At 67.3% G+C, this 17,489-nt stretch carries 16 protein-coding genes; 2 read left to right on the forward strand and 14 right to left on the reverse strand.

What is annotated here, in order from left to right; all coding sequences use genetic code 11:
* Positions 1–90: 90 nt before the first annotated feature.
* The 13 genes from MLD63_RS10200 to mraZ form a co-directional block, all read right to left on the reverse strand.
* Positions 91–357, reverse strand: coding sequence for a DUF2484 family protein (locus MLD63_RS10200; RefSeq protein WP_255329799.1), 267 nt, complete (start codon positions 355–357; stop codon positions 91–93).
* Entirely contained in the window at positions 354–1,781 is a 1,428-nt protein-coding gene (gene murC, locus MLD63_RS10205) for a UDP-N-acetylmuramate--L-alanine ligase (protein ID WP_255329800.1), read from the reverse strand. The genes MLD63_RS10200 and murC overlap by 4 nt, the downstream gene beginning before the upstream one ends.
* Positions 1,778–2,863, reverse strand: a complete 1,086-nt coding sequence (gene murG / locus MLD63_RS10210; RefSeq protein WP_255329801.1) for an undecaprenyldiphospho-muramoylpentapeptide beta-N-acetylglucosaminyltransferase — start codon at positions 2,861–2,863, stop codon at positions 1,778–1,780. The genes murC and murG overlap by 4 nt, the downstream gene beginning before the upstream one ends.
* Positions 2,863–4,026 (reverse strand): putative lipid II flippase FtsW, encoded by a 1,164-nt coding sequence (gene ftsW / locus MLD63_RS10215; protein ID WP_255329802.1) that lies wholly within the window; start codon positions 4,024–4,026, stop codon positions 2,863–2,865. Before ftsW ends, murG begins: the two co-directional genes overlap by 1 nt.
* 102 nt (positions 4,027–4,128) lie before the next feature.
* The gene (murD, locus tag MLD63_RS10220; RefSeq protein ID WP_255329803.1) at positions 4,129–5,544 is read right to left on the reverse strand and encodes a UDP-N-acetylmuramoyl-L-alanine--D-glutamate ligase; all 1,416 of its coding nucleotides are present in this window, start codon (positions 5,542–5,544) and stop codon (positions 4,129–4,131) included.
* 86 nt (positions 5,545–5,630) lie between these two features.
* The gene (locus MLD63_RS10225) at positions 5,631–5,981 is read right to left on the reverse strand and encodes a DUF8817 family protein (RefSeq protein WP_255329804.1); all 351 of its coding nucleotides are present in this window, start codon (positions 5,979–5,981) and stop codon (positions 5,631–5,633) included.
* Positions 5,982–5,985: 4 nt separating this feature from the next.
* The gene (gene mraY, locus MLD63_RS10230) at positions 5,986–7,068 is read right to left on the reverse strand and encodes a phospho-N-acetylmuramoyl-pentapeptide-transferase (RefSeq protein ID WP_255329805.1); all 1,083 of its coding nucleotides are present in this window, start codon (positions 7,066–7,068) and stop codon (positions 5,986–5,988) included.
* A gap of 1 nt (position 7,069) precedes the next feature.
* On the reverse strand, positions 7,070–8,482 hold the full coding sequence (locus MLD63_RS10235; protein ID WP_255329806.1) for a UDP-N-acetylmuramoyl-tripeptide--D-alanyl-D-alanine ligase: 1,413 nt from the start codon (positions 8,480–8,482) through the stop codon (positions 7,070–7,072).
* Positions 8,479–9,963, reverse strand: coding sequence for a UDP-N-acetylmuramoyl-L-alanyl-D-glutamate--2,6-diaminopimelate ligase (locus tag MLD63_RS10240; protein WP_255329807.1), 1,485 nt, complete (start codon positions 9,961–9,963; stop codon positions 8,479–8,481). The genes MLD63_RS10235 and MLD63_RS10240 overlap by 4 nt, the downstream gene beginning before the upstream one ends.
* 34 nt (positions 9,964–9,997) lie before the next feature.
* A complete protein-coding gene (locus MLD63_RS10245; RefSeq protein ID WP_255329808.1) occupies positions 9,998–12,013 on the reverse strand; it encodes a peptidoglycan D,D-transpeptidase FtsI family protein in 2,016 nt (671 codons plus the stop codon).
* A complete protein-coding gene (ftsL, locus tag MLD63_RS10250; protein WP_255329809.1) occupies positions 12,010–12,363 on the reverse strand; it encodes a cell division protein FtsL in 354 nt (117 codons plus the stop codon). Before ftsL ends, MLD63_RS10245 begins: the two co-directional genes overlap by 4 nt.
* Positions 12,360–13,331, reverse strand: a complete 972-nt coding sequence (gene rsmH, locus MLD63_RS10255) for a 16S rRNA (cytosine(1402)-N(4))-methyltransferase RsmH (RefSeq protein ID WP_255329810.1) — start codon at positions 13,329–13,331, stop codon at positions 12,360–12,362. The genes ftsL and rsmH overlap by 4 nt, the downstream gene beginning before the upstream one ends.
* Positions 13,332–13,336: 5 nt before the next feature.
* Positions 13,337–13,846, reverse strand: a complete 510-nt coding sequence (gene mraZ, locus MLD63_RS10260; RefSeq protein ID WP_255329811.1) for a division/cell wall cluster transcriptional repressor MraZ — start codon at positions 13,844–13,846, stop codon at positions 13,337–13,339.
* A gap of 698 nt (positions 13,847–14,544) precedes the next feature.
* Between mraZ and MLD63_RS10265 the strand changes: the two genes are divergently transcribed.
* Positions 14,545–15,249 carry a ceramidase domain-containing protein gene (locus MLD63_RS10265; RefSeq protein ID WP_255329812.1) on the forward strand — a complete coding sequence of 235 codons (705 nt, stop codon included), beginning with the start codon at positions 14,545–14,547 and terminating at the stop codon, positions 15,247–15,249.
* Here the strand turns inward: MLD63_RS10265 and MLD63_RS10270 are convergent.
* Entirely contained in the window at positions 15,246–16,349 is a 1,104-nt protein-coding gene (locus tag MLD63_RS10270; protein ID WP_255329813.1) for an Mrp/NBP35 family ATP-binding protein, read from the reverse strand. The two genes, MLD63_RS10265 and MLD63_RS10270, sit on opposite strands and share 4 nt — an antisense overlap.
* A 346-nt stretch (positions 16,350–16,695) precedes the next feature.
* Here MLD63_RS10270 and MLD63_RS10275 point away from each other — a divergent pair, with 346 nt between their 5' ends.
* Positions 16,696–16,929 carry a DUF1127 domain-containing protein gene (locus MLD63_RS10275; RefSeq protein ID WP_255329814.1) on the forward strand — a complete coding sequence of 78 codons (234 nt, stop codon included), beginning with the start codon at positions 16,696–16,698 and terminating at the stop codon, positions 16,927–16,929.
* The last annotated feature ends 560 nt before the right edge of the window (positions 16,930–17,489 follow it).

Consider the following 17,489-nt stretch of genomic DNA (forward strand, 5'->3'; position numbering starts at 1 on the left):
TACACCGGGCGTACACAGCCTGTACACAATCTGTACACAGCTTGCGGTGTTGCGTGGTCAATCGGCGATGTGACGCAGGGTCACGAAGGGTTATTCCGCCGGTTCGACGTGCCGGTCCCGGACCGAGGCGCGGTCCTGGGACGGGCGGCGCCACAGCGCCAGCGCGCCGAGCGCGAAGGCCAGCACGCCGATACCCGGCCCCCATTTCAGCGTAAGCCAGCCCAGCAGCGGCACGCCGGCCACGACCAGCAGCCACCACGCGGCGCTGCGGTGGCGCGGCCCGAACAGCGGCATCAGCGCGGCAAGCAGCGCCCAGAGCGCGACGATCGCGCCCGAGGCGGCAAGCTGGCCACTCACGCCGCGCGTCCTTGCAGGCGTTCGGGCAGGTTGTTGGCCCAGGTGCTGATGGTGCCGGCGCCGAGGCAGACGACCATGTCGCCGGGACGGGCCTGTTCCTTGACCAGACGGGCCAGATCGTCCTCGTCCACCACGGCGCGGGCGTGGCGATGGCCGTGGGCGATGAGGCCCGCGACCAGATCGTCGCGCGAGGCGCCGGGGATCGGGTCCTCGCCCGCCGCGTAGATGTCGGCGATGCCGACGACATCGGCCTCGTTGAAGCAGGTGCAGAAATCGTCGAAGAGATTCGACAGACGCGAATAGCGATGCGGCTGGTGGACCGCGATCACGCGACCCTTGGTGGCCTGCCGCGCGGCTTTCAGCACCGCCGCAATCTCGACCGGGTGATGGCCGTAATCGTCGATGATGGTGACCCCGTTCACCTCGCCCACGCGGGTGAAGCGGCGGCCGACGCCACCGAAATTCGCCAGCGCCTGCCGGATCTCGGACCGTTTCATGCCCAGATGGCGGGCCACGGCGACGGCAGCCAGCGCGTTGCTGACATTGTGATCGCCGGGCATCGGCAGGGTGCAATCCTCGATCACCGGGGTCTCGCCGTCGTTCAGCATGGCCTCGCCCTGCAGGGCCACGTCGAAATGCGCGACACCGTTGTCATAGCGCAGGTTCACCGCGCGGACGTCCGCCTGCGCGTTGAAGCCGAAGGTGACCACGCGGCGGTCGGTCAGACGACCGACCAGCGCCTGCACCTCGGCATGGTCGGTGCAGCAGACCGCGAGGCCGTAGAACGGGATGCCCGAGACGAAGTCGTAGAAGCCCTTGCGCAGCGCGTCGAAGCTGCCCCAGTGCTCCATGTGTTCGGGGTCGATGTTCGTCACGATCGCGATGGTCGCGGGCAGGCGGTTGAAGCTGCCGTCGGATTCGTCGGCCTCGACCACCATCCATTCGCCTGCACCGGCGCGCGCGTTGCTGCCATAGGCGTGGATCACCCCGCCATTGATGACGGTCGGGTCCAGCCCGCCCGCGTCCAGCAGCGTCGCCACCATCGTCGTCGTGGTGGTCTTGCCGTGGGTGCCGGCGACGGCGACGTTCGAGCGCATCCGCATCAGTTCGGCCAGCATCTCGGCCCGGCGGACGACCGGCAGGCCGCGACGCCGCGCCTCTTCCAGTTCCGGGTTGCCCTTCTTGATCGCGGTCGAGATGACGACGACGCCGGCTTCGCCGATGTTCTTCGCGCTTTGGCCTTCGAACACGGTCGCACCCAGCTTTTCCAGCCGGTCGGTGATCTTCGAGCGCTTCGCGTCCGAGCCCTGGACCTGATAGCCCAGCGTCATCAGCACCTCGGCGATGCCCGACATGCCGATACCCCCGATGCCGATGAAATGGATCGGGCCAAGCTCGCCCGGCAATTTGGTGGCAGCGTTCATGCGGCAATCTCCGTCACAAGATCGTAGAGGCGTTGCGCGGCGTCGGGACGGCCCATCGCCAGCGCGGCGGCGGCCATGCCGGAGGCACGGGCGGGGTCTGAGAGGATCGCGTGCATGTCGCGCGCAAGGCTTTCGGGGTCAAGCACCGATTCGGGAAGCATCAGCGCAGCCCCTGCATCGGCAAGGGGCCGCGCATTGGCGGTCTGGTGATCCTGCGCTGCCGAGGCGAGCGGCACCAGCAGCGCCGGGCGACCGATCACGGTCAGGTCGGCGATGGTGGACGCGCCCGAGCGGGCCACGACCAGCTGCGCCTCGGCAAAGCGCGCGGGCACGTCGTCGAAGAAGGGGCGCACGTCGGCGGTCACGCCGGCCTTCTCATAGGCCGCGACGACGCGGTCGTGGTCTTCTCGCCGCGCCTGATGGGCGATGCGCAAGCGCGGACGCAGATCCGCGGGCAGCGCGGCAATGGCCGCGGGGACCACGTCCGACAGAACGCGCGCGCCCTGGCTGCCGCCGATGATCACGACCCGGGCGGGGCCGCCGTTGACCGGCGTGTATGGCGTGGCGGCGCAGTCGCGGATCGCGGCGCGGACGGGGTTGCCGGTATGCGTGCCCTCGACCCCCTCGGGCAGATCGGTGGGCCAGGTTCCGCAGGCCACGCGCTGGACCCTTCGGGCGAACATCGCGTTGACGCGGCCCATCACGCCGTTCTGTTCGTGGATCATCCGCGGAATGCCCATGCTGAGCGCGGCGGCGAGTGCCGGGATCGAAGGATAGCCGCCGAATCCCACGACGATGTCGGGACGCTCGCGGTGGAAAGCGCGGCGTGCTGCAAGGATGCCGGCGGCGATGGTGAAGGGCGCGGTCAGCTTGCCGCGCAGGCCGCCCCGCGCGGTCGTCGCGGAACGGACGATCTGGCGGGTCACGGCAGGCGGAAAGCCGTCGGCATAGCGCGCGCCGCGGTCATCGGTGGACAACGTCACCGTCCAGCCGCGATCCAGCAGCACCTCTGCCAGGGCCTGGGCGGGAAACATGTGGCCTCCGGTCCCCCCGGCGGCGATCAGCGCGCGTTTTCCGGACATCAGCGTGCGCGTCCCAGCAGATCGGCCATCGCGCCCTGCGGGCGTCGGCGGGTCAGCGCCAGAAGCATCCCCATCGCGATCCCCGAAGCGATCACGGACGAGCCGCCGTAGCTGACGAAGGGCAGCGTCATGCCCTTGGCGGGCAAGAGCCGCACGGCGACGCCCATGTTGATCAGCGCCTGCACGCCGAAGGCGCAGGCAAGGCCGCTGCCCGCGATCCGCGCGAAGGGATCGCGTTCACCCCGCAGCCGCGAGAGCGAGCGCACGACGATGGTGCAGTAAAGCGCGATGATCGCCAGCACCATGATGGTGCCGTATTCCTCGGCCGCGACGGCGATGATGAAGTCGGTATGGGCATCGGGCAGCGACCATTTCACTGTGCCCTCGCCCACGCCCACGCCGAAGAAGCCGCCCTCCTGGATGGCGTTGGTGGCATAACCGATCTGGGTGCGGGGATCGATCTCGGGGTTCAGGAAGCCGTCGATGCGGCGTGCGAAGTGGTCGGACGCGCCATAGGCGAACACACCGCCGGTCACGGTCAGTGCCAGCACGATCAGCAAGAGGATCATCGGCGCGCCCGCGACGAAATACATCACGCACCACGAGAACAGGACCAGCGAGGCCTGTCCGAAATCGGGCTGCAGCGCCAGCAGGACGACGATGGTCGCAGCGGCGACGAAGGAATAGGCCTTGCCGGGCGGGCCGCCGACCTCCTGGCTGGCGGCCATGAACCAGGCGGCCAGCGCGACGAAGCCGGGTTTGAGGAATTCGGACGGCTGGACCGACAGGCCGCCGACCGACAGCCAGCGGACCGCGCCCTTGCCGAAATCGGTTCCGATGACCGGCAGCGCGAGAATCGCGATGAACGCGCCAAGAAAGCCCAGCACGCCAAGCCGGCGCACCTGCTTGGGCGACAGCATAGACACGATGACCATCACGCCCAGCGCGACAGAGCCGAACACGGCCTGACGGGTGACATAATAGAAGCGCGGCAGGTTGTTCTTTTCCGCCAGCGGGACCGAGGCGGCGAGGCCCAGCAGCAGGCCGATCGCGAACAGGCCCAGCACGCAGGCCAAGGACCATTTGTCCACGGTCCGCCACCAGCGTGGAAGAATCGGGTCGCCCGCCCGCACGGGCGTGGCGCCAAAGACCATCTCGGTCATGAAAGAACCGCCGTCACTGCCTCGAAATTGCCCGGTTTGCCCGGGTCGTGGGGGCGATGATAGCGCGAAAGATCACTCTGCGCTACAGCGGATTGGCGCGGCTCACGCGGACGGCAACCCGCGCTCCATCGCGCGGACAAGGTCGGTGAAATGCTCGCCGCGCTTCTCGAAATTCGGGTATTGATCGAAGCTGGCGGCCGCGGGGGCGAGCAGCACCGTCTCGCCCGGCTGCGCCTCGGACGCGGCATTGGCAACCGCCTGGTCCATCGTCTCGGCGATCTCGTAGGGCGTGTCGCCCAGTTCCAACGCGAAGTCGCGGGCGGAATGGCCGATCAGATAGGCCTTGGTGACGCGCGACAGATGCGGGCGCAGATCGGCAATGCCGCCGTCCTTGCCCAGACCGCCGGCGATCCAGCGGATCCGGTCGAACGCCTGCAGCGCCTTCGATGCCGCATCGACATTGGTGGCCTTGCTGTCGTTGACGTAGCGGACGCCGCCGATCTCGGCCACGAGCTGGCTGCGGTGCGGCAGGCCTGCAAAGGTGTGGAACGCAGCCTCGATCTCTCTCGGCGCAAGGCCGATGGCGCGGCAGGCGGCCCAGGCGGCGCAGGCATTCTGGTGATTGTGCGCGCCGGGAAGGCCCGCGATCCCGCGCAGATCGACCGAGGCCGCCTGCCGCCCCTTGCGGTATTCGGCGAGATAGCCCTTGCGGGTGAAGACCGACCAACCCGGTCCGTCGAGCTTCTGCCCCGAGGACACGCGGATCACCCGGTCGTCCGACGGCGCCATCGCCAGTTGGTTGGCGATATAGAGCCCCTCGATCTCATCAACCCCGATCACCGCCCGGTCGGGGCCGCCTTCCGCGAACAACCGCCGCTTCGCCGCGAAATAGCCGCCATAGCCGCCGTGCCGGTCCAGATGGTCGGGGGTCAGGTTGGTGAAGACCGCGACATCGGGCGTCAGCGCGCGGGCCAGATCGGTCTGGTATGAGGACAGTTCCAGGACCACGACCTCGCCATCCTCGGCCGGTTCCAGCGACAGGACCCCGGTCCCGATATTGCCGCCCATCTGCGTCGGCCTGCCGGATTCGGCAAGGATGTGGTGGATCAGTGCGGTGGTGGTGGATTTGCCATTCGAACCGGTGACCGCGATCACCTTGGGGATGCGGTCGAAACGGTGCCAGTCCTCTGTCGCGAAGCTGCGGAAGAACAGCCCGATATCGTTGTCCACCGGGATGCCGAGACGCAAGGCGCGTTCGATCACCGGATGGGGTTTGGGATAAAGGTGCGGGATACCGGGCGAGGTGATCAGCGTCGAGATGCCGGTCCAGTTCGCATCGCGGGTCAGATCGACGATCTCCCACCCTTCGGCCTCGGCCTGCTGGCGCGTGTCGGCGCCGTCATCCCAGGCGATCACCCGCGCCCCGCCGGCCTTCAAGGCCGCGGCGGTCGCCCGGCCCGAGCGGCCGAAGCCGAGAACGGCGATGGTCTGGTCTTCGACGTCGGTGGCGGGGATCATGGCGGCCTCCTTGCGGCGCGGTCGGACCGGGGCTGTCTGCCCCGGACCCCGAGGATATTTCAATAAAGGAGAAGCCGTGCAATCCGTCAGGCACCGAGGCAGCGGATCAGGCTTCCGTCAAGGTCGATCAAGGCAACCATGCGCAGATCGTCGGTGATCCGGTAAGGCTCTGCGTCCAGCCGAGGGATACCGGATGTGGGCAGGCCGAGACGTTTCAGTTCCGCGTGCAGCCCGTCCAGGTCATCCGTGCGGATGCAGGCGCTGAACCAGCTTTGCGCGGGATCGAGATCGGGATGCGGGAAGAATTCGACGATCGCCTCGTCACGATCGAGGATCATCCAGCCGTCGTCGCGCCAGCGTCGCTTGAAGCCCAAACGACCATAGAAAGCCTCGGTCGCGTCGAAGTCCCGGCTGGGCAGGTTCGCCGTGACGATCACGAGGCTACCGCAGCTTGAGCGTCGCCAGCCCGATCAGCGCGAGGATCAGGGCGATGATCCAGAAGCGGATCACGATCTGCGGCTCTTTCCAGCCCAGCTTCTCGAAATGGTGGTGGATCGGGGCCATCAGGAACACCCGCTTGCCGGTGCGCTTGAAGTAGAGGACCTGGATGATCACCGACAGCGCCTCGACCACGAACAGGCCGCCGACGATAGCCAGCACGATCTCGTGCTTGGTCACCACCGCGATGGCGCCCAGCGCGCCGCCCAGCGCAAGGCTGCCGGTATCGCCCATGAAGACCGCCGCGGGGGGGGCGTTGTACCACAGAAAGCCCAGGCCCCCGCCGATCAGGGCCGCGACGAAGATCAGGATCTCGCCCGTGCCGGGGACGTGGTGGACGCCGAGGTAGTCGGTGAAGTCGACGCGTCCGACGGTGTAGGCGATGACGCCCAGCGTTCCCGCCGCGATCATCACCGGCATGATCGCCAGGCCGTCGAGCCCGTCGGTCAGGTTGACCGCGTTGGCTGCCCCCACGATCACGATCATCCCGAAGATGACGAAGAAATAGGACAGGTTCAGCAGCGTGTCCTTGAAGACCGGAAAGGCAAGCATCCCGGTCAGCCCCGCGGGGTGTAGGAGCATCGCCCAGGCCGAGGCGACGAAGGCCAGCGCGAAGCCCAGCCCCAGCCGCATCCGGCCCGACAGTCCGCCGTGGTGCTGCTTCGTGACCTTGGCGTAATCGTCGGCGAATCCGATCAGCGCATAGCCCAAGGTCACCATCAGCACGATCCAGATGTAGCCGTTGTCGAGCCGCGCCCAGAGCAGCGTCGAAAAGAACAGCGCCGACAGGATCAGCAGACCGCCCATCGTCGGTGTGCCGGCCTTGGCGAAATGCGTCTCGGGGCCGTCATCGCGGATCGGCTGGCCCTTTTTCTGCTTGATGCGCAGGTAGTTGATCAGCGGTCTGCCGAAGATGAAGCCGAAGATCAGCGCCGTGAAGAAGGCCGCGCCGGCGCGGAAGGTGATGTAGCGAAACAGGTTGAAGAGGTCGCCCCCTTCGGACAATCCGCTGAGCCAGTAAAGCATGTCAGTCCCTCGTCTCGCGACCCTTCGTGCGGGGATCGTCGTGATCAGGGGAGGCGATCTGCCCCCATTTCCGAAGCGCGTCAACCACGGCCGAGACGCGCGAGGATTTCGAGCCCTTGACCAGCACGATGTCGCCGGGCGCGACCAGATCCGGCGCCATCGCGGCCAGCTCGGCCGCCGTCTCGCGCCATTCGCCGCGCTTCGATGCGGGCAGCGCATCGTGCAGGTGGCGCATCAGCGGGCCGGCGGAATGGATCAGATCGACGGCGCCGAGAGAAGGATCGTCGGCAACCGCGCGGTGCATCGCGATCTCGTCCGCGCCCAGTTCCAGCATATCGCCCAGGATGGCGACGCGACGGCCGCCCTGCAGGCCGGCCAGCGTGGCAAGGCCTGCCTTCAGCGACGCGGGATTGGCGTTGAAGGCATCGTCGATGAGGCGGATCGGCCCCAGCGTCTCGACCGCGCCACGACCTTTGGGCGGTTGCCAGTCGCCCAACCTGCGCGCGGCGTCCTTGAGATCGGCACCGGCGGCGTTCAGCGCGGCCAGCACGCCGATGGCGTTCATCACGAAATGCGCGCCGGTGGTTTGCAGGCTGAACGCAACGCTCTCGCCGCTGATCCTCGCGCGGATCTTCAGCGCGTCGCCCTGCGGCTCGATGCTGACCGGGCGGGCCATTCCGGCCTCGCCGAAGCCCACGATCAGCGCGCCGGCGGCATCGGCGAGATCGCGCAGGATCGGGGTGGTGGACAGGTCCTCGGGGATCACGGCAGTGCCCATCGGCAGCAGCCCCTCGAAGATCGCGCCCTTTTCGCGGGCGATGCCCTCGATCGCGCCGAAGGCTTCCAGATGCGCCGCGGCGATGGTGGTGATCATCGCGACATGCGGGCGGGCCATGCGCGACAGGGGCGCGATCTCGCCCGGGTGGTTCATGCCGATCTCGATGATCGCGACATCGGTGCCCTTCGGCATCCGGGCCAGCGTCAGCGGCACGCCCCAATGGTTATTGTAGCTGGCTTCGGCCGCGTGGATGCGGCCCTGCCCGGCCAGCGCGGCGCGCGCCATGTCCTTGGTCGAGGTCTTGCCGACAGAGCCGGTGATCGCGATGATCTTCGCGTCCGTCCGCGCCCGGCCAGCGCGGCCCAGCGCTTCCAGCGCGGGCAGCACGTCTGGCACGATCAGCAGCGGGGCATTGGCGGGCACGCCATCCGGGATGCGGCTGACCAGTGCGGCGCAGGCGCCTTTGTCCAGCGCCTGGGCGACGAAGTCGTGGCCGTCACGGATGTCGGTCAGCGCGATGAACAGGTCGCCGGGCCGGATCGTGCGGGTGTCGATGCTGACGCCGGTCGCCGTCCAGTCGCCCTGCGCACGGCCGCCGGTCGCAGCGGCGGCATCGGCGGCGGTCCAGAGGCTCATATCCGGCCGTCCAGCGCGGCGACGGCCACGCTCGCCTGTTCGCTGTCGTCGAACGGATAGACGTCCTGGCCCACGATCTGGCCGGTCTCGTGCCCCTTGCCCGCGATCAGCAGGGCATCACCTGGCTGCAACGCATCGACCCCGCGCAGGATCGCCTCGGCACGGTCCGCAACCTCGGTCGCGTCGGGTCCAGCGCCGGCCAGAACCTCGGCCCGGATCGCGGCCGGGTCTTCGGTGCGGGGGTTGTCGTCGGTCACGATGACGACGTCGGCGAACTGGCGCGCGGCCTCGCCCATCAGCGGGCGCTTGCCACGGTCGCGGTCGCCGCCGGCGCCGAAGACCACGACGATCCGGCCGAGCACATGTGGACGCAGGGATTGCAGTGCGGCGATCAGAGCGCCAGGCTTGTGGGCGTAATCGACGAAGACCGTCGCGCCGTTCTCGCGCACCGCAGCAAGCTCCATCCGGCCGCGCACGGTGGTCAGGCCGGGCAGCACCGGCAGGATCGCGTCCAAGGGATCGCCCGCCGCCATGCAGAGGCCCATCGCGGCCAGCACGTTTTCCGCCTGAAAGCCGCCGATCAGCGGCAGGCGGACCATGTGGGCCTTGTCATCCGCCAGAAAACGCAGGTCCTGCCCGGTCGCGTCGTAACGCTGGCCGAGGATGCGCAGATCGGCGCCCGAATTCTCGCCGCCGATCGTGGTCAGCGTCAGGCCGCGATGTTTGGCGATATCGGCCATCTGCTGGCCGCGCGGGCCGTCGATGTTGATGACCGCGCCCGCGCCTTCGTCGAGGATATGATCGAAGAGCAGCGCCTTGGCGGCGAAATACTCCTCGAACCCCGCATGATAGTCGAGATGGTCCTGGCTGAAATTGGTGAAGGCCCCGGCTTGAAGGCTGACGCCGTCGAGCCGGCGCTGGTCGAGGCCGTGGGATGACGCCTCCATCGCGGCATGGGTCACACCGGCGGCGGCGGCTTCCGACAGGACGCGGTGCAGCGTCAGCGGGTCGGGCGTCGTATGAGCCAGCTTTGCCTGATAATCGCCCTGCACGCCCATCGTGCCAAGGCTGATCGCCTTGTGGCCCAGCGCCTGCCAAATCTGGCGGGTGAAGCTTGCGACCGAGGTCTTGCCCGACGTGCCGGTGACGGCCACGACATGGGCCGGTTGCGCGCCGAACCACAGCGAGGCCGCCCGCGACAAGGCCGCCCGCGGGTCTTCTGCGATGACCAGCGCGCCGTTCCAGTCTTTCAGCGCATCGGCGGCGATGCGCGCGCCCTCACGGTCGGTCAGGACCGCGGCCGCATCCATGCGCAGCGCATAGGGGATGAATTCACCGCCATGCACGTTCGAGCCCGGAAGGCCCGCGAACAGGTGGCCGGGCTTCACGGTGCGGCTGTCCAGCGACAGGCCGGTGATCACGGGATCGGCCCCGCCCTGACCGTGCAGGCCAAGTTGGGATAGTTTCTGCTGCTGTGCCATGGCTGCCCCCCGGGGCTATGGGCTTTTTGAAGCCTCAGTTCCTTGCCACGCGCTTTAGCGCGGCTTCCACGAGGGGATCAACACTGGCCGCGACGGGCTGGACCGCCGGAATGGCGGCAGACCGCCCAATGGGTCGCGCCAGCGGCCGCACCAGCGGCGCGACGCCGCCCGCGGCGGGGCGGGCCGGGGCCGCCGTATTGGCCTGCATGTCCGAAGCCGGTCCCGTTAGCGCCGGATCCGACGTGCCGCCAGCGATCTTCGCGTCTGGCTGCGCGGCGGGCCGTGGCGCGATCGTGGGCAGCGCGTCCTCGGTCGTGGGACGCAGGCCGACCAGCGGCGACAGGCGGCGGACCATTTCCGCGGCAACCGGCACCGCGGTCGCGCCAGCGGTACGGCTTTCGCCACCGCCGTTTCCGATAGACGGCTCATCCAGCGACACGACCAGGACATATTGCGGATCGCTGGCCGGATAGACCGAGGCCCAGGTCGCGACAACCTTGTTGGCATAGTAGCCGCCACCCGGACGCGGCTTGTCGGCGGTGCCGGTCTTGCCCGCGATCTCGAAGCCCTCGACATCGCCCGACTTGCCGGTGCCGCGCGTCACCACCTGACGCAGCATCGAGATCGCCAGATCGGCCGCGCCGCTGCCCAGGACGCGTTCGCCGGGCGCACGTTCGCGGTTGTGGACAAGCGTCGGCCGCACCCGGATCCCGTCATTGGCGATGGTCGCATAGGCGGTGGCCAGATGCAGCGGGCTGGCAGCAAGGCCATGACCGAACGACACCGTGGCCGAGGTCACGGCAGGCCAGCGCGAGGGAACCAGCGGCTGGCCGGTCGGCGCCTCGACCATCTCGACCGGGGTCGGCTCGAACAAGCCCAGCTTTTCCAGGAAATGCTTCTGACGCTCGGGCCCCAGCATCTGAGCGATGCGCACGGTGCCGACGTTCGAGGATTTCACGATCACGTCGGTGACCGACAGGGATGATCCGTAATTGTGGAAATCACGGATGTTGTACTTGCCGATCCGCATCGGCGTCGTCGTGTTGATCCCGGTATTGGGGTTGATCAGGCCCAGATCCATCGCCTGAGCGACCGGGAAGATCTTGAAGGTCGAGCCGAGTTCGTACTGGCCCTGCACGGCACGGTTGAAGAGCGGGCTGTCGGACGGATCGCCCTTCAGAAGCGGGCGCGGCCGGTCGTTTGGATCGAAGTCAGGCAGGCTCGCCATCGCCACGATCTCACCCGTCTTGATTTCCATCAGGATGCCGGTGGCACCCTTCGCGCTCATCAGCGACATCCCCGAGGCCAGAACCTCCTCCATCGCCTGCTGCACGGTCAGGTCGATCGACAGCTGCAGCGGTGCGCCGCCCTTGGCCGGGTCGCGCAGCCAGCCGTCAAAGGCCTTTTCAACGCCCGCGACGCCGATCACCTCGGCGCTGCTGACGCCTTCGCTGCCGAAGGCCGCGCCGCCCAGAATGTGGCTTGCCAGACGGCCATTCGGGTAAAGCCGCATTTCGCGCGGGCCGAACAGCAGGCCCGGCTCGCCCAGATCATGGACCGCCTGCATCTGTTCGGGACTGATCTTCTTGCGGATCCACAGGAATTTGCGGCTGCCGGTCAGGTCCTTGCGCAGCCGATCCTCGTCGAGGTCGGGGAAAATCCGCATCAGGCCCGCGATGGCGCGCTCATGGTCGATCAGCTGATGGGGATGCGCGTAAAGCGAGTGGGTCAGAAGGTTCGTCGCCATCACCCGGCCCTGTCGGTCGGTGATGTCGGCCCGCTGCGAGATGATGCCGCTGCTGGCCACCTGAAGTGCGGGTTCCGTCGGCTGGCTGGAGGCAAGCGCCCCCATGCGGAAACCGACGGTGCCGAAGGCAATGATGAAGGCGGCGGCCATGACGATCAGCCGACCCTCGGCCCGTTTGCGGGCGCGATCCTGGATCGCGGCGTGGCGACGGGCGCGGTTCTCGGCCTCGATCGCGTCGGGGCTTTCGCCGGTCTCGCGGGCGCGCAGCACACGGGCGAGCGGGCGCAGGGGCGTGCGGATCATGGCTGTTGCTCCTCGGAGGTGGCGGTCTCGTCTTCGGTGGCGTCGGGCTCGGGCGGGGCGGGCGGTTTGGCGTAGTCGATCTGGCCCGCGCCGACGAACTGACCCGAATCGACCGGAACCAGCCGCAGCTTGTCGAAATTCAGCGCGACAAGCTCTCGCAGGCGGTCGGGGCGGTTCAGATAGGCCCATTCGGCGCGCAGGACGCCCAGATCCTCGCGCAGGGTCGCGATGTCGCGCTGAACGTCACGCATGTGTTCCAGCGAGGCCTGGGTCCTGTAATTCTCGCGGTAGGCCCAGAAGGCCAGACCCATCACCGTCAGGATGCAGGCCAGATAAACCAGCGTCTTCATCGCGCGCCCCCCGCCGATGGCAGGCTTGGCATCGCAAGGGCCTGCGGATCGATGTCGCGCGCAGGCGCGTCGGTGCGGATCGCCACCCGAAGCAGCGCGGACCGGGCGCGAGGGTTCAGCTCAAGCTCTTCGGCGTCGGCGCCGATGGCACGGCGGCTTTTCTGGGCGAATGTCGGTGCTTCGGTTTCGACCACCGGGGCGTGGCGACTGCCCCCGCCCTGACTGCCGGATCGCGCCTGCATGAAGCGTTTGACGATTCGATCCTCCAGCGAATGGAAGCTGACCACGGCCAGCTTCCCGCCCGCGTTCAACGCGCGTTCGGCGGCCGACAGCCCGGCGACAAGCTGGCCGAATTCGTCGTTGACCCAGATGCGGATCGCCTGGAAGGCGCGGGTCGCCGGATGGCTCTGGCCCGGTTTCTGACGCGGCAACTGGCTTGCGACCACGTCCGCAAGCTGGCTGGTCCGGTTCAGCGGGCGGGCGGCGACGATGGCGCGTGCGATGCGGCGCGACGCGCGTTCCTCGCCATAATGATATAGCACATCGGCGATCTCGGCCTCGGTGGCCTGGTCCAGCCGCTCGGCGGCAGAGGGCACGTCGCCGCCCATCCGCATGTCCAGCGGCCCGTCGCGCAGGAAGGAAAAGCCGCGATCCGCCTGATCGAGTTGCATCGAGCTGACGCCCAGATCCAGAACGACACCGTCCACCGGCTCTCCTGCCAGCGCGTCCATGTCGGAAAACGTCCCTTCGACCAGCCGCAGCCGGTCGCCGTAATCGCCGGCCCAGGCCTGCGCCATGTCGAAGACGGCGGGGTCGCGGTCGATCCCGATCACCCGGTCGGCGCCCGCGTCAAGCAGTCCGCGCGCATAGCCGCCCGCACCGAACGTACCGTCGATCCAGGTGCCGGAGACGGGTTCGACCGCCCTGAGAAGCGGCTTCAGCAGGACGGGGATATGAGGCTCGGTCATCGGACTCACCCCTCGGCCGTCTCGGGCAGCGGGGGAAGCAGCGACAGCGGATCGGAGCCGGGTTCGAAGTCGGGAATCAGCGCTTCCAGACGCTCTTCCTCTTCCTCGTAAGCCTCCGGCTGCCAGACCTTCAGTGAATCGCCCGCAGCGATGAAGAATGCCTGATCAACCAGACCGATCTTTTCGCGCAACTTGTAGGGCAGGACCAGACGGCCCTCGTTATCGATCTCGGCCGGCTCGGACTGACCGTTCATCATGGTTTCCATCATCGTGCGCGCCGGGCTGCCGCGCTGCATCCGCGCAATGCTGCGGTCGATCTCGGCGATGGCTTCGATGGTGAACAGCCGCAGGTGGTTCTGCTTGCGAGACCCGTAGACGATGACGAGTTGCGGACGATTGCCGGGCTGCCAGTCGGGGTCGGCCTGTTCGAAGACGCGACGGAACTTGGCCGGGATCGAGACGCGCCCCTTGGCGTCCACCTTGACCGTATCCGAGCCTCTGAACGTCTGCGCCACCAGGTGCCGCTCCTTGCCTCACCGTCCGTCCCCTTCGGGCATGCCCGAAAGAGAAAGGGCGGATCGGGCTGCTGCCACTGCCCGATCCGCCGCCCTCGTTCCCATTACTGGGCCCCGTTTTCGGGGGATCGACCGGCTTTCTGTCGCGCCACCTGGGGGAGGTGCTGCTCATGCGCGGGGCCGGTTCGTGTCGGATGCGGGTGCCTGTATGAAGTCTGCTTCGCCTTCGCGGGGTCTTGGTGCCCCTTACTGCCCGTCTCCGTGATCAAGCTGTCGCATGGGACGATTTGGGAAGCAACGGAAATTTGCGCACCGATCGGCGTCTCACCCCGATTGAGTGCAGGGTTCAAATCAAGAACATTAACCGAGTCTTAACTATTTGAATCCGCATTTGGTTCAAATCCGCAATCGAACTACAAGATATGGAAGCTCCACTCAGAGGAGAAAATTTTTCCCACATCTTCCCAGCCCTCGCTCATTCCGCGGCCAGTGTTGCGCAAATAGCTCAAATTGTCTCTGGTCAGCTTACCAGATCACGCAGAATCTCGGCAGGGTGATTCGAGTTTTGGCCCCGGTGGCGGCTGATCCCATATGTGAACATCACAGGGCGGACACTCCCTTTTCGGGACCGGTTTCGCGCCGTAATCTGACCGAAATCGGCGGTCCGGACCCGCCGCTGACCAGAGCTTGAGGCCGAAATGGACTGGACCGCCCCGATCGACATCTATTGCGAGCGGCTTGGGCCGGGCTTCTGGGCCGAGCCGATCAACGCGGTCACCAACCTGTCCTTCATCGCCGCAGCGATCTGGGCTTGGGTCGAGGCGCGCCAACGGGCCGAGCCGAATCGGCTGGTCTGGGTGCTGATCGCGCTGGCTTTCGCCATCGGCGTCGGGTCGTTCCTGTTCCACACGCTGGCGAATCGCTGGTCGGGGCTGGCCGACGTGCTGCCGATCTGGACTTTCGTGGCGCTGTATATCCTGATCGGGCTGAACAGACTGGGCGGGATACGTCCCGGTCGCATCGCATTAGGCGTCGTCGCGCTGGTCGGCGTGATCACCATCTGGCGCGCGATGGGCGAAGGTTCGCCGCCTCAAGACGCCGCACCGTCTGGCCCCGACCCATTCAACGGCTCATTGCAATATCTGCCGGCGGTGATCGCCTTTGCGGTCTTTTCGGTCCTGACGCAGGTCCAGCGCCATCCGCTGCGCTGGCTGGTGCTGGGCGCGGGCGTAACGTTCCTTGTTTCGCTGACCGCGCGCACGCTCGACCGCGACATCTGCGCCAGCCTTCCGCTGGGCACGCATTTCCTGTGGCACCTGCTGAACGGGCTGGTGATCGGACTGGTTCTGCAGATCCTGATCCGCGCGCGCGATGCGCGAACGGATGTTGCAGGACGGGTCTAGGCCATGCCGCCCTGAACCAGTCGATCGGCCAGGCGGTCATAGGCGTCCGCCACCGGGCCCGGCTCCATCGCGGCGGGACGTCCGGCATCGCCAGCCAGCCGCACCGACAGTTCCAGCGGAATTTCCCCAAGGAAGGGGATGCCCAGCTTTTCCGCCTCGGCCTTCACGCCGCCATGGCCGAACAGATGCGCCTCGTGCCCGCAATTCGGACAGACATAGGTCGACATGTTCTCGATCATGCCCAGGATCGGCGTCTTCAGCTTGCCGAACATGTCCATCGCGCGACGCGCATCGATCAACGCCACGTCCTGCGGGGTGGACACCACGATGGCGCCGGTAACCGCCGCCTTCTGCGACAAAGACAGCTGCACGTCGCCAGTGCCGGGCGGAAGGTCGATCAGCAGCACGTCCAGCTCGCCCCACTTCACCTGCTGCAGAAGCTGTTGCAGCGCACCCATCAGCATCGGGCCGCGCCAGATCACGGCCTCGCCTTCCTTCAGCAGCAGGCCGAGCGACATCACCGTGACGCCGTAGGCGCGCAACGGCTCGATGTTCTTCCCGTCAGGACTGGCAGGCCGGCCGGTGACGCCCAACATCCGCGGCTGGCTGGGACCGTGAATGTCGGCATCCAGGACTCCGACCTTGCGACCCGCCCGTGCCAGCGCCACCGCGAGGTTCGAGGTGACGGTGGATTTGCCGACCCCGCCCTTGCCGGAACCGATGGCGATGATGTGGTCGACACCGAGAATCGGCTGGGGACCGGCGGGCCCCGTCGGGTGCTGGCCGATGGTCAGCTTGGGCGGCGCCTCACCGCCCTGCCCCTGTTGCGGCTGTTGCGGCGCGCGCTTGGCACCCGATTGCGCGGTCATCACGATCTGGACCGCATCGACGCCGTCCAGCGCCAGAAGGCGACGGCGAACCTCGGCCTCGGCGGGCTTCAGCGCCTCGGCCTCGGCCGCATCGGCGACCTCCAGCACGAATCGAACGGTCGAGCCTTCGATGGTCAGCGCGCGGACCAGATCGTCCGCAACCAGCGTTCCACCGCGCGGCGAGGCGACGGCATCGATTTCCCCAAGGGCAACTTCACGCGAGACGGCCATTGCTTGTCCTTTCGGCACTTTTCCTGCGCACCATGATGGAACCGCGGCAGGACAGCAACACCACCCCGTCCGAGATGACCTTTTGGACAGAATGACCCCCCGGAATTGCTGTGGCCGATCACGGTTTTGCTATCGCTAACGGTATTCTCGTTCACAAATTGCCCCGGAATTCAGCAGGTACTGGGCAAAAGGGTCAGAAACAGGCATGCGATTTCTGCATGGCAGAAAGCGAAAAGCGATCATTGTGCAGGTGCAGCATTTGACCCATCTTGTGGGGGAACCAAGCGCCAAGGCAATCCGGCCGCGGCGTGGACGGCAAGAAGAAGACAGACGCAAGGAATACACCATGACCGCTTTTGCAAACGCATACAGCACCCCGATCGCCGAACAGAACGGCATCCTGGGCAAGGTTGGCGCCGCGTTTCAGCGGCTTCAGGAAAACCGCGACCGCCGCGCGATCTATCGCCGCACGGTCCGCGAGCTGAACGACCTGACCAATCGCGACCTGGACGACCTGGGCATCAACCGCTCGATGATCTCGAGCATCGCCTACGACGCCGCCTGGGGCGACACGAAATAACCGGCGCGCCGGGTCCACGAACAGAAACGGGCCCGGCCGCGATCGATCCCTGACCCCCTCCTCCTCCCTGGGGTCCGGGCTAAGGCGGTATCCTCACCCTCCTCCCAGAGGATACCGCCGCTCCATAACGCGCCAGGCCTCTCCTCCTCCCTGGTCTTGCGCTGTGCGGCGACCCCCTCCTCCTCCCTGGGGTCGCCGCTGAAAATTCCGCCGGTGATCCGGCCGACGACGAACCGCCGGGAAACCGGCACCAAGATGCGACGCGGCTCTCCTCCTCTTCCCTGAGCCTGTCGCCCGCGGTGATGCCCCTCCTCCTCCCTGGGCTTTCACCGCGACCCTTGCGCGGCCCCTCCTCCTCCCTGGGCCGGGCATACGACGCGGCGGCGCCCCTCCCTCCTCCCTGGGTGCCGCCGCGCAACAATCCGCCGGAAATCCGGCAACAGGACACGAAGACCGGATCTCCTCCTCCCTTCCGGTCGTTCGTCTGCGGTCACGGCCCCTCCCTCCTCCCTGGCCGGGACCGCTCTTCTCTGGCGGCGGCGCTGAATGGCGCCGCCGCT

Origin of the sequence: Paracoccus albicereus, assembly GCF_024359525.1 — a bacterium.
Taxonomy (GTDB): domain Bacteria; phylum Pseudomonadota; class Alphaproteobacteria; order Rhodobacterales; family Rhodobacteraceae; genus Paracoccus; species Paracoccus albicereus.

Bases quoted from the DNA above. Each gene is read 5' to 3' on its own strand.
- MLD63_RS10240 (WP_255329807.1), bottom strand. From the start codon at position 9,963: ATGGCACAGCAGCAGAAACTATCCCAACTTGGCCTGCACGGTCAGGGC.
- MLD63_RS10275 (WP_255329814.1), top strand. From the start codon at position 16,696: ATGACCGCTTTTGCAAACGCATACAGCACCCCGATCGCCGAACAGAAC.
- murG (WP_255329801.1), bottom strand. From the start codon at position 2,863: ATGTCCGGAAAACGCGCGCTGATCGCCGCCGGGGGGACCGGAGGCCAC.
- MLD63_RS10265 (WP_255329812.1), top strand. From the start codon at position 14,545: ATGGACTGGACCGCCCCGATCGACATCTATTGCGAGCGGCTTGGGCCG.
- mraY (WP_255329805.1), bottom strand. From the start codon at position 7,068: ATGCTTTACTGGCTCAGCGGATTGTCCGAAGGGGGCGACCTCTTCAAC.
- MLD63_RS10270 (WP_255329813.1), bottom strand. From the start codon at position 16,349: ATGGCCGTCTCGCGTGAAGTTGCCCTTGGGGAAATCGATGCCGTCGCC.
- ftsW (WP_255329802.1), bottom strand. From the start codon at position 4,026: ATGACCGAGATGGTCTTTGGCGCCACGCCCGTGCGGGCGGGCGACCCG.
- MLD63_RS10235 (WP_255329806.1), bottom strand. From the start codon at position 8,482: ATGAGCCTCTGGACCGCCGCCGATGCCGCCGCTGCGACCGGCGGCCGT.
- murD (WP_255329803.1), bottom strand. From the start codon at position 5,544: ATGATCCCCGCCACCGACGTCGAAGACCAGACCATCGCCGTTCTCGGC.
- rsmH (WP_255329810.1), bottom strand. From the start codon at position 13,331: ATGACCGAGCCTCATATCCCCGTCCTGCTGAAGCCGCTTCTCAGGGCG.
- ftsL (WP_255329809.1), bottom strand. From the start codon at position 12,363: ATGAAGACGCTGGTTTATCTGGCCTGCATCCTGACGGTGATGGGTCTG.
- MLD63_RS10245 (WP_255329808.1), bottom strand. From the start codon at position 12,013: ATGATCCGCACGCCCCTGCGCCCGCTCGCCCGTGTGCTGCGCGCCCGC.
- murC (WP_255329800.1), bottom strand. From the start codon at position 1,781: ATGAACGCTGCCACCAAATTGCCGGGCGAGCTTGGCCCGATCCATTTC.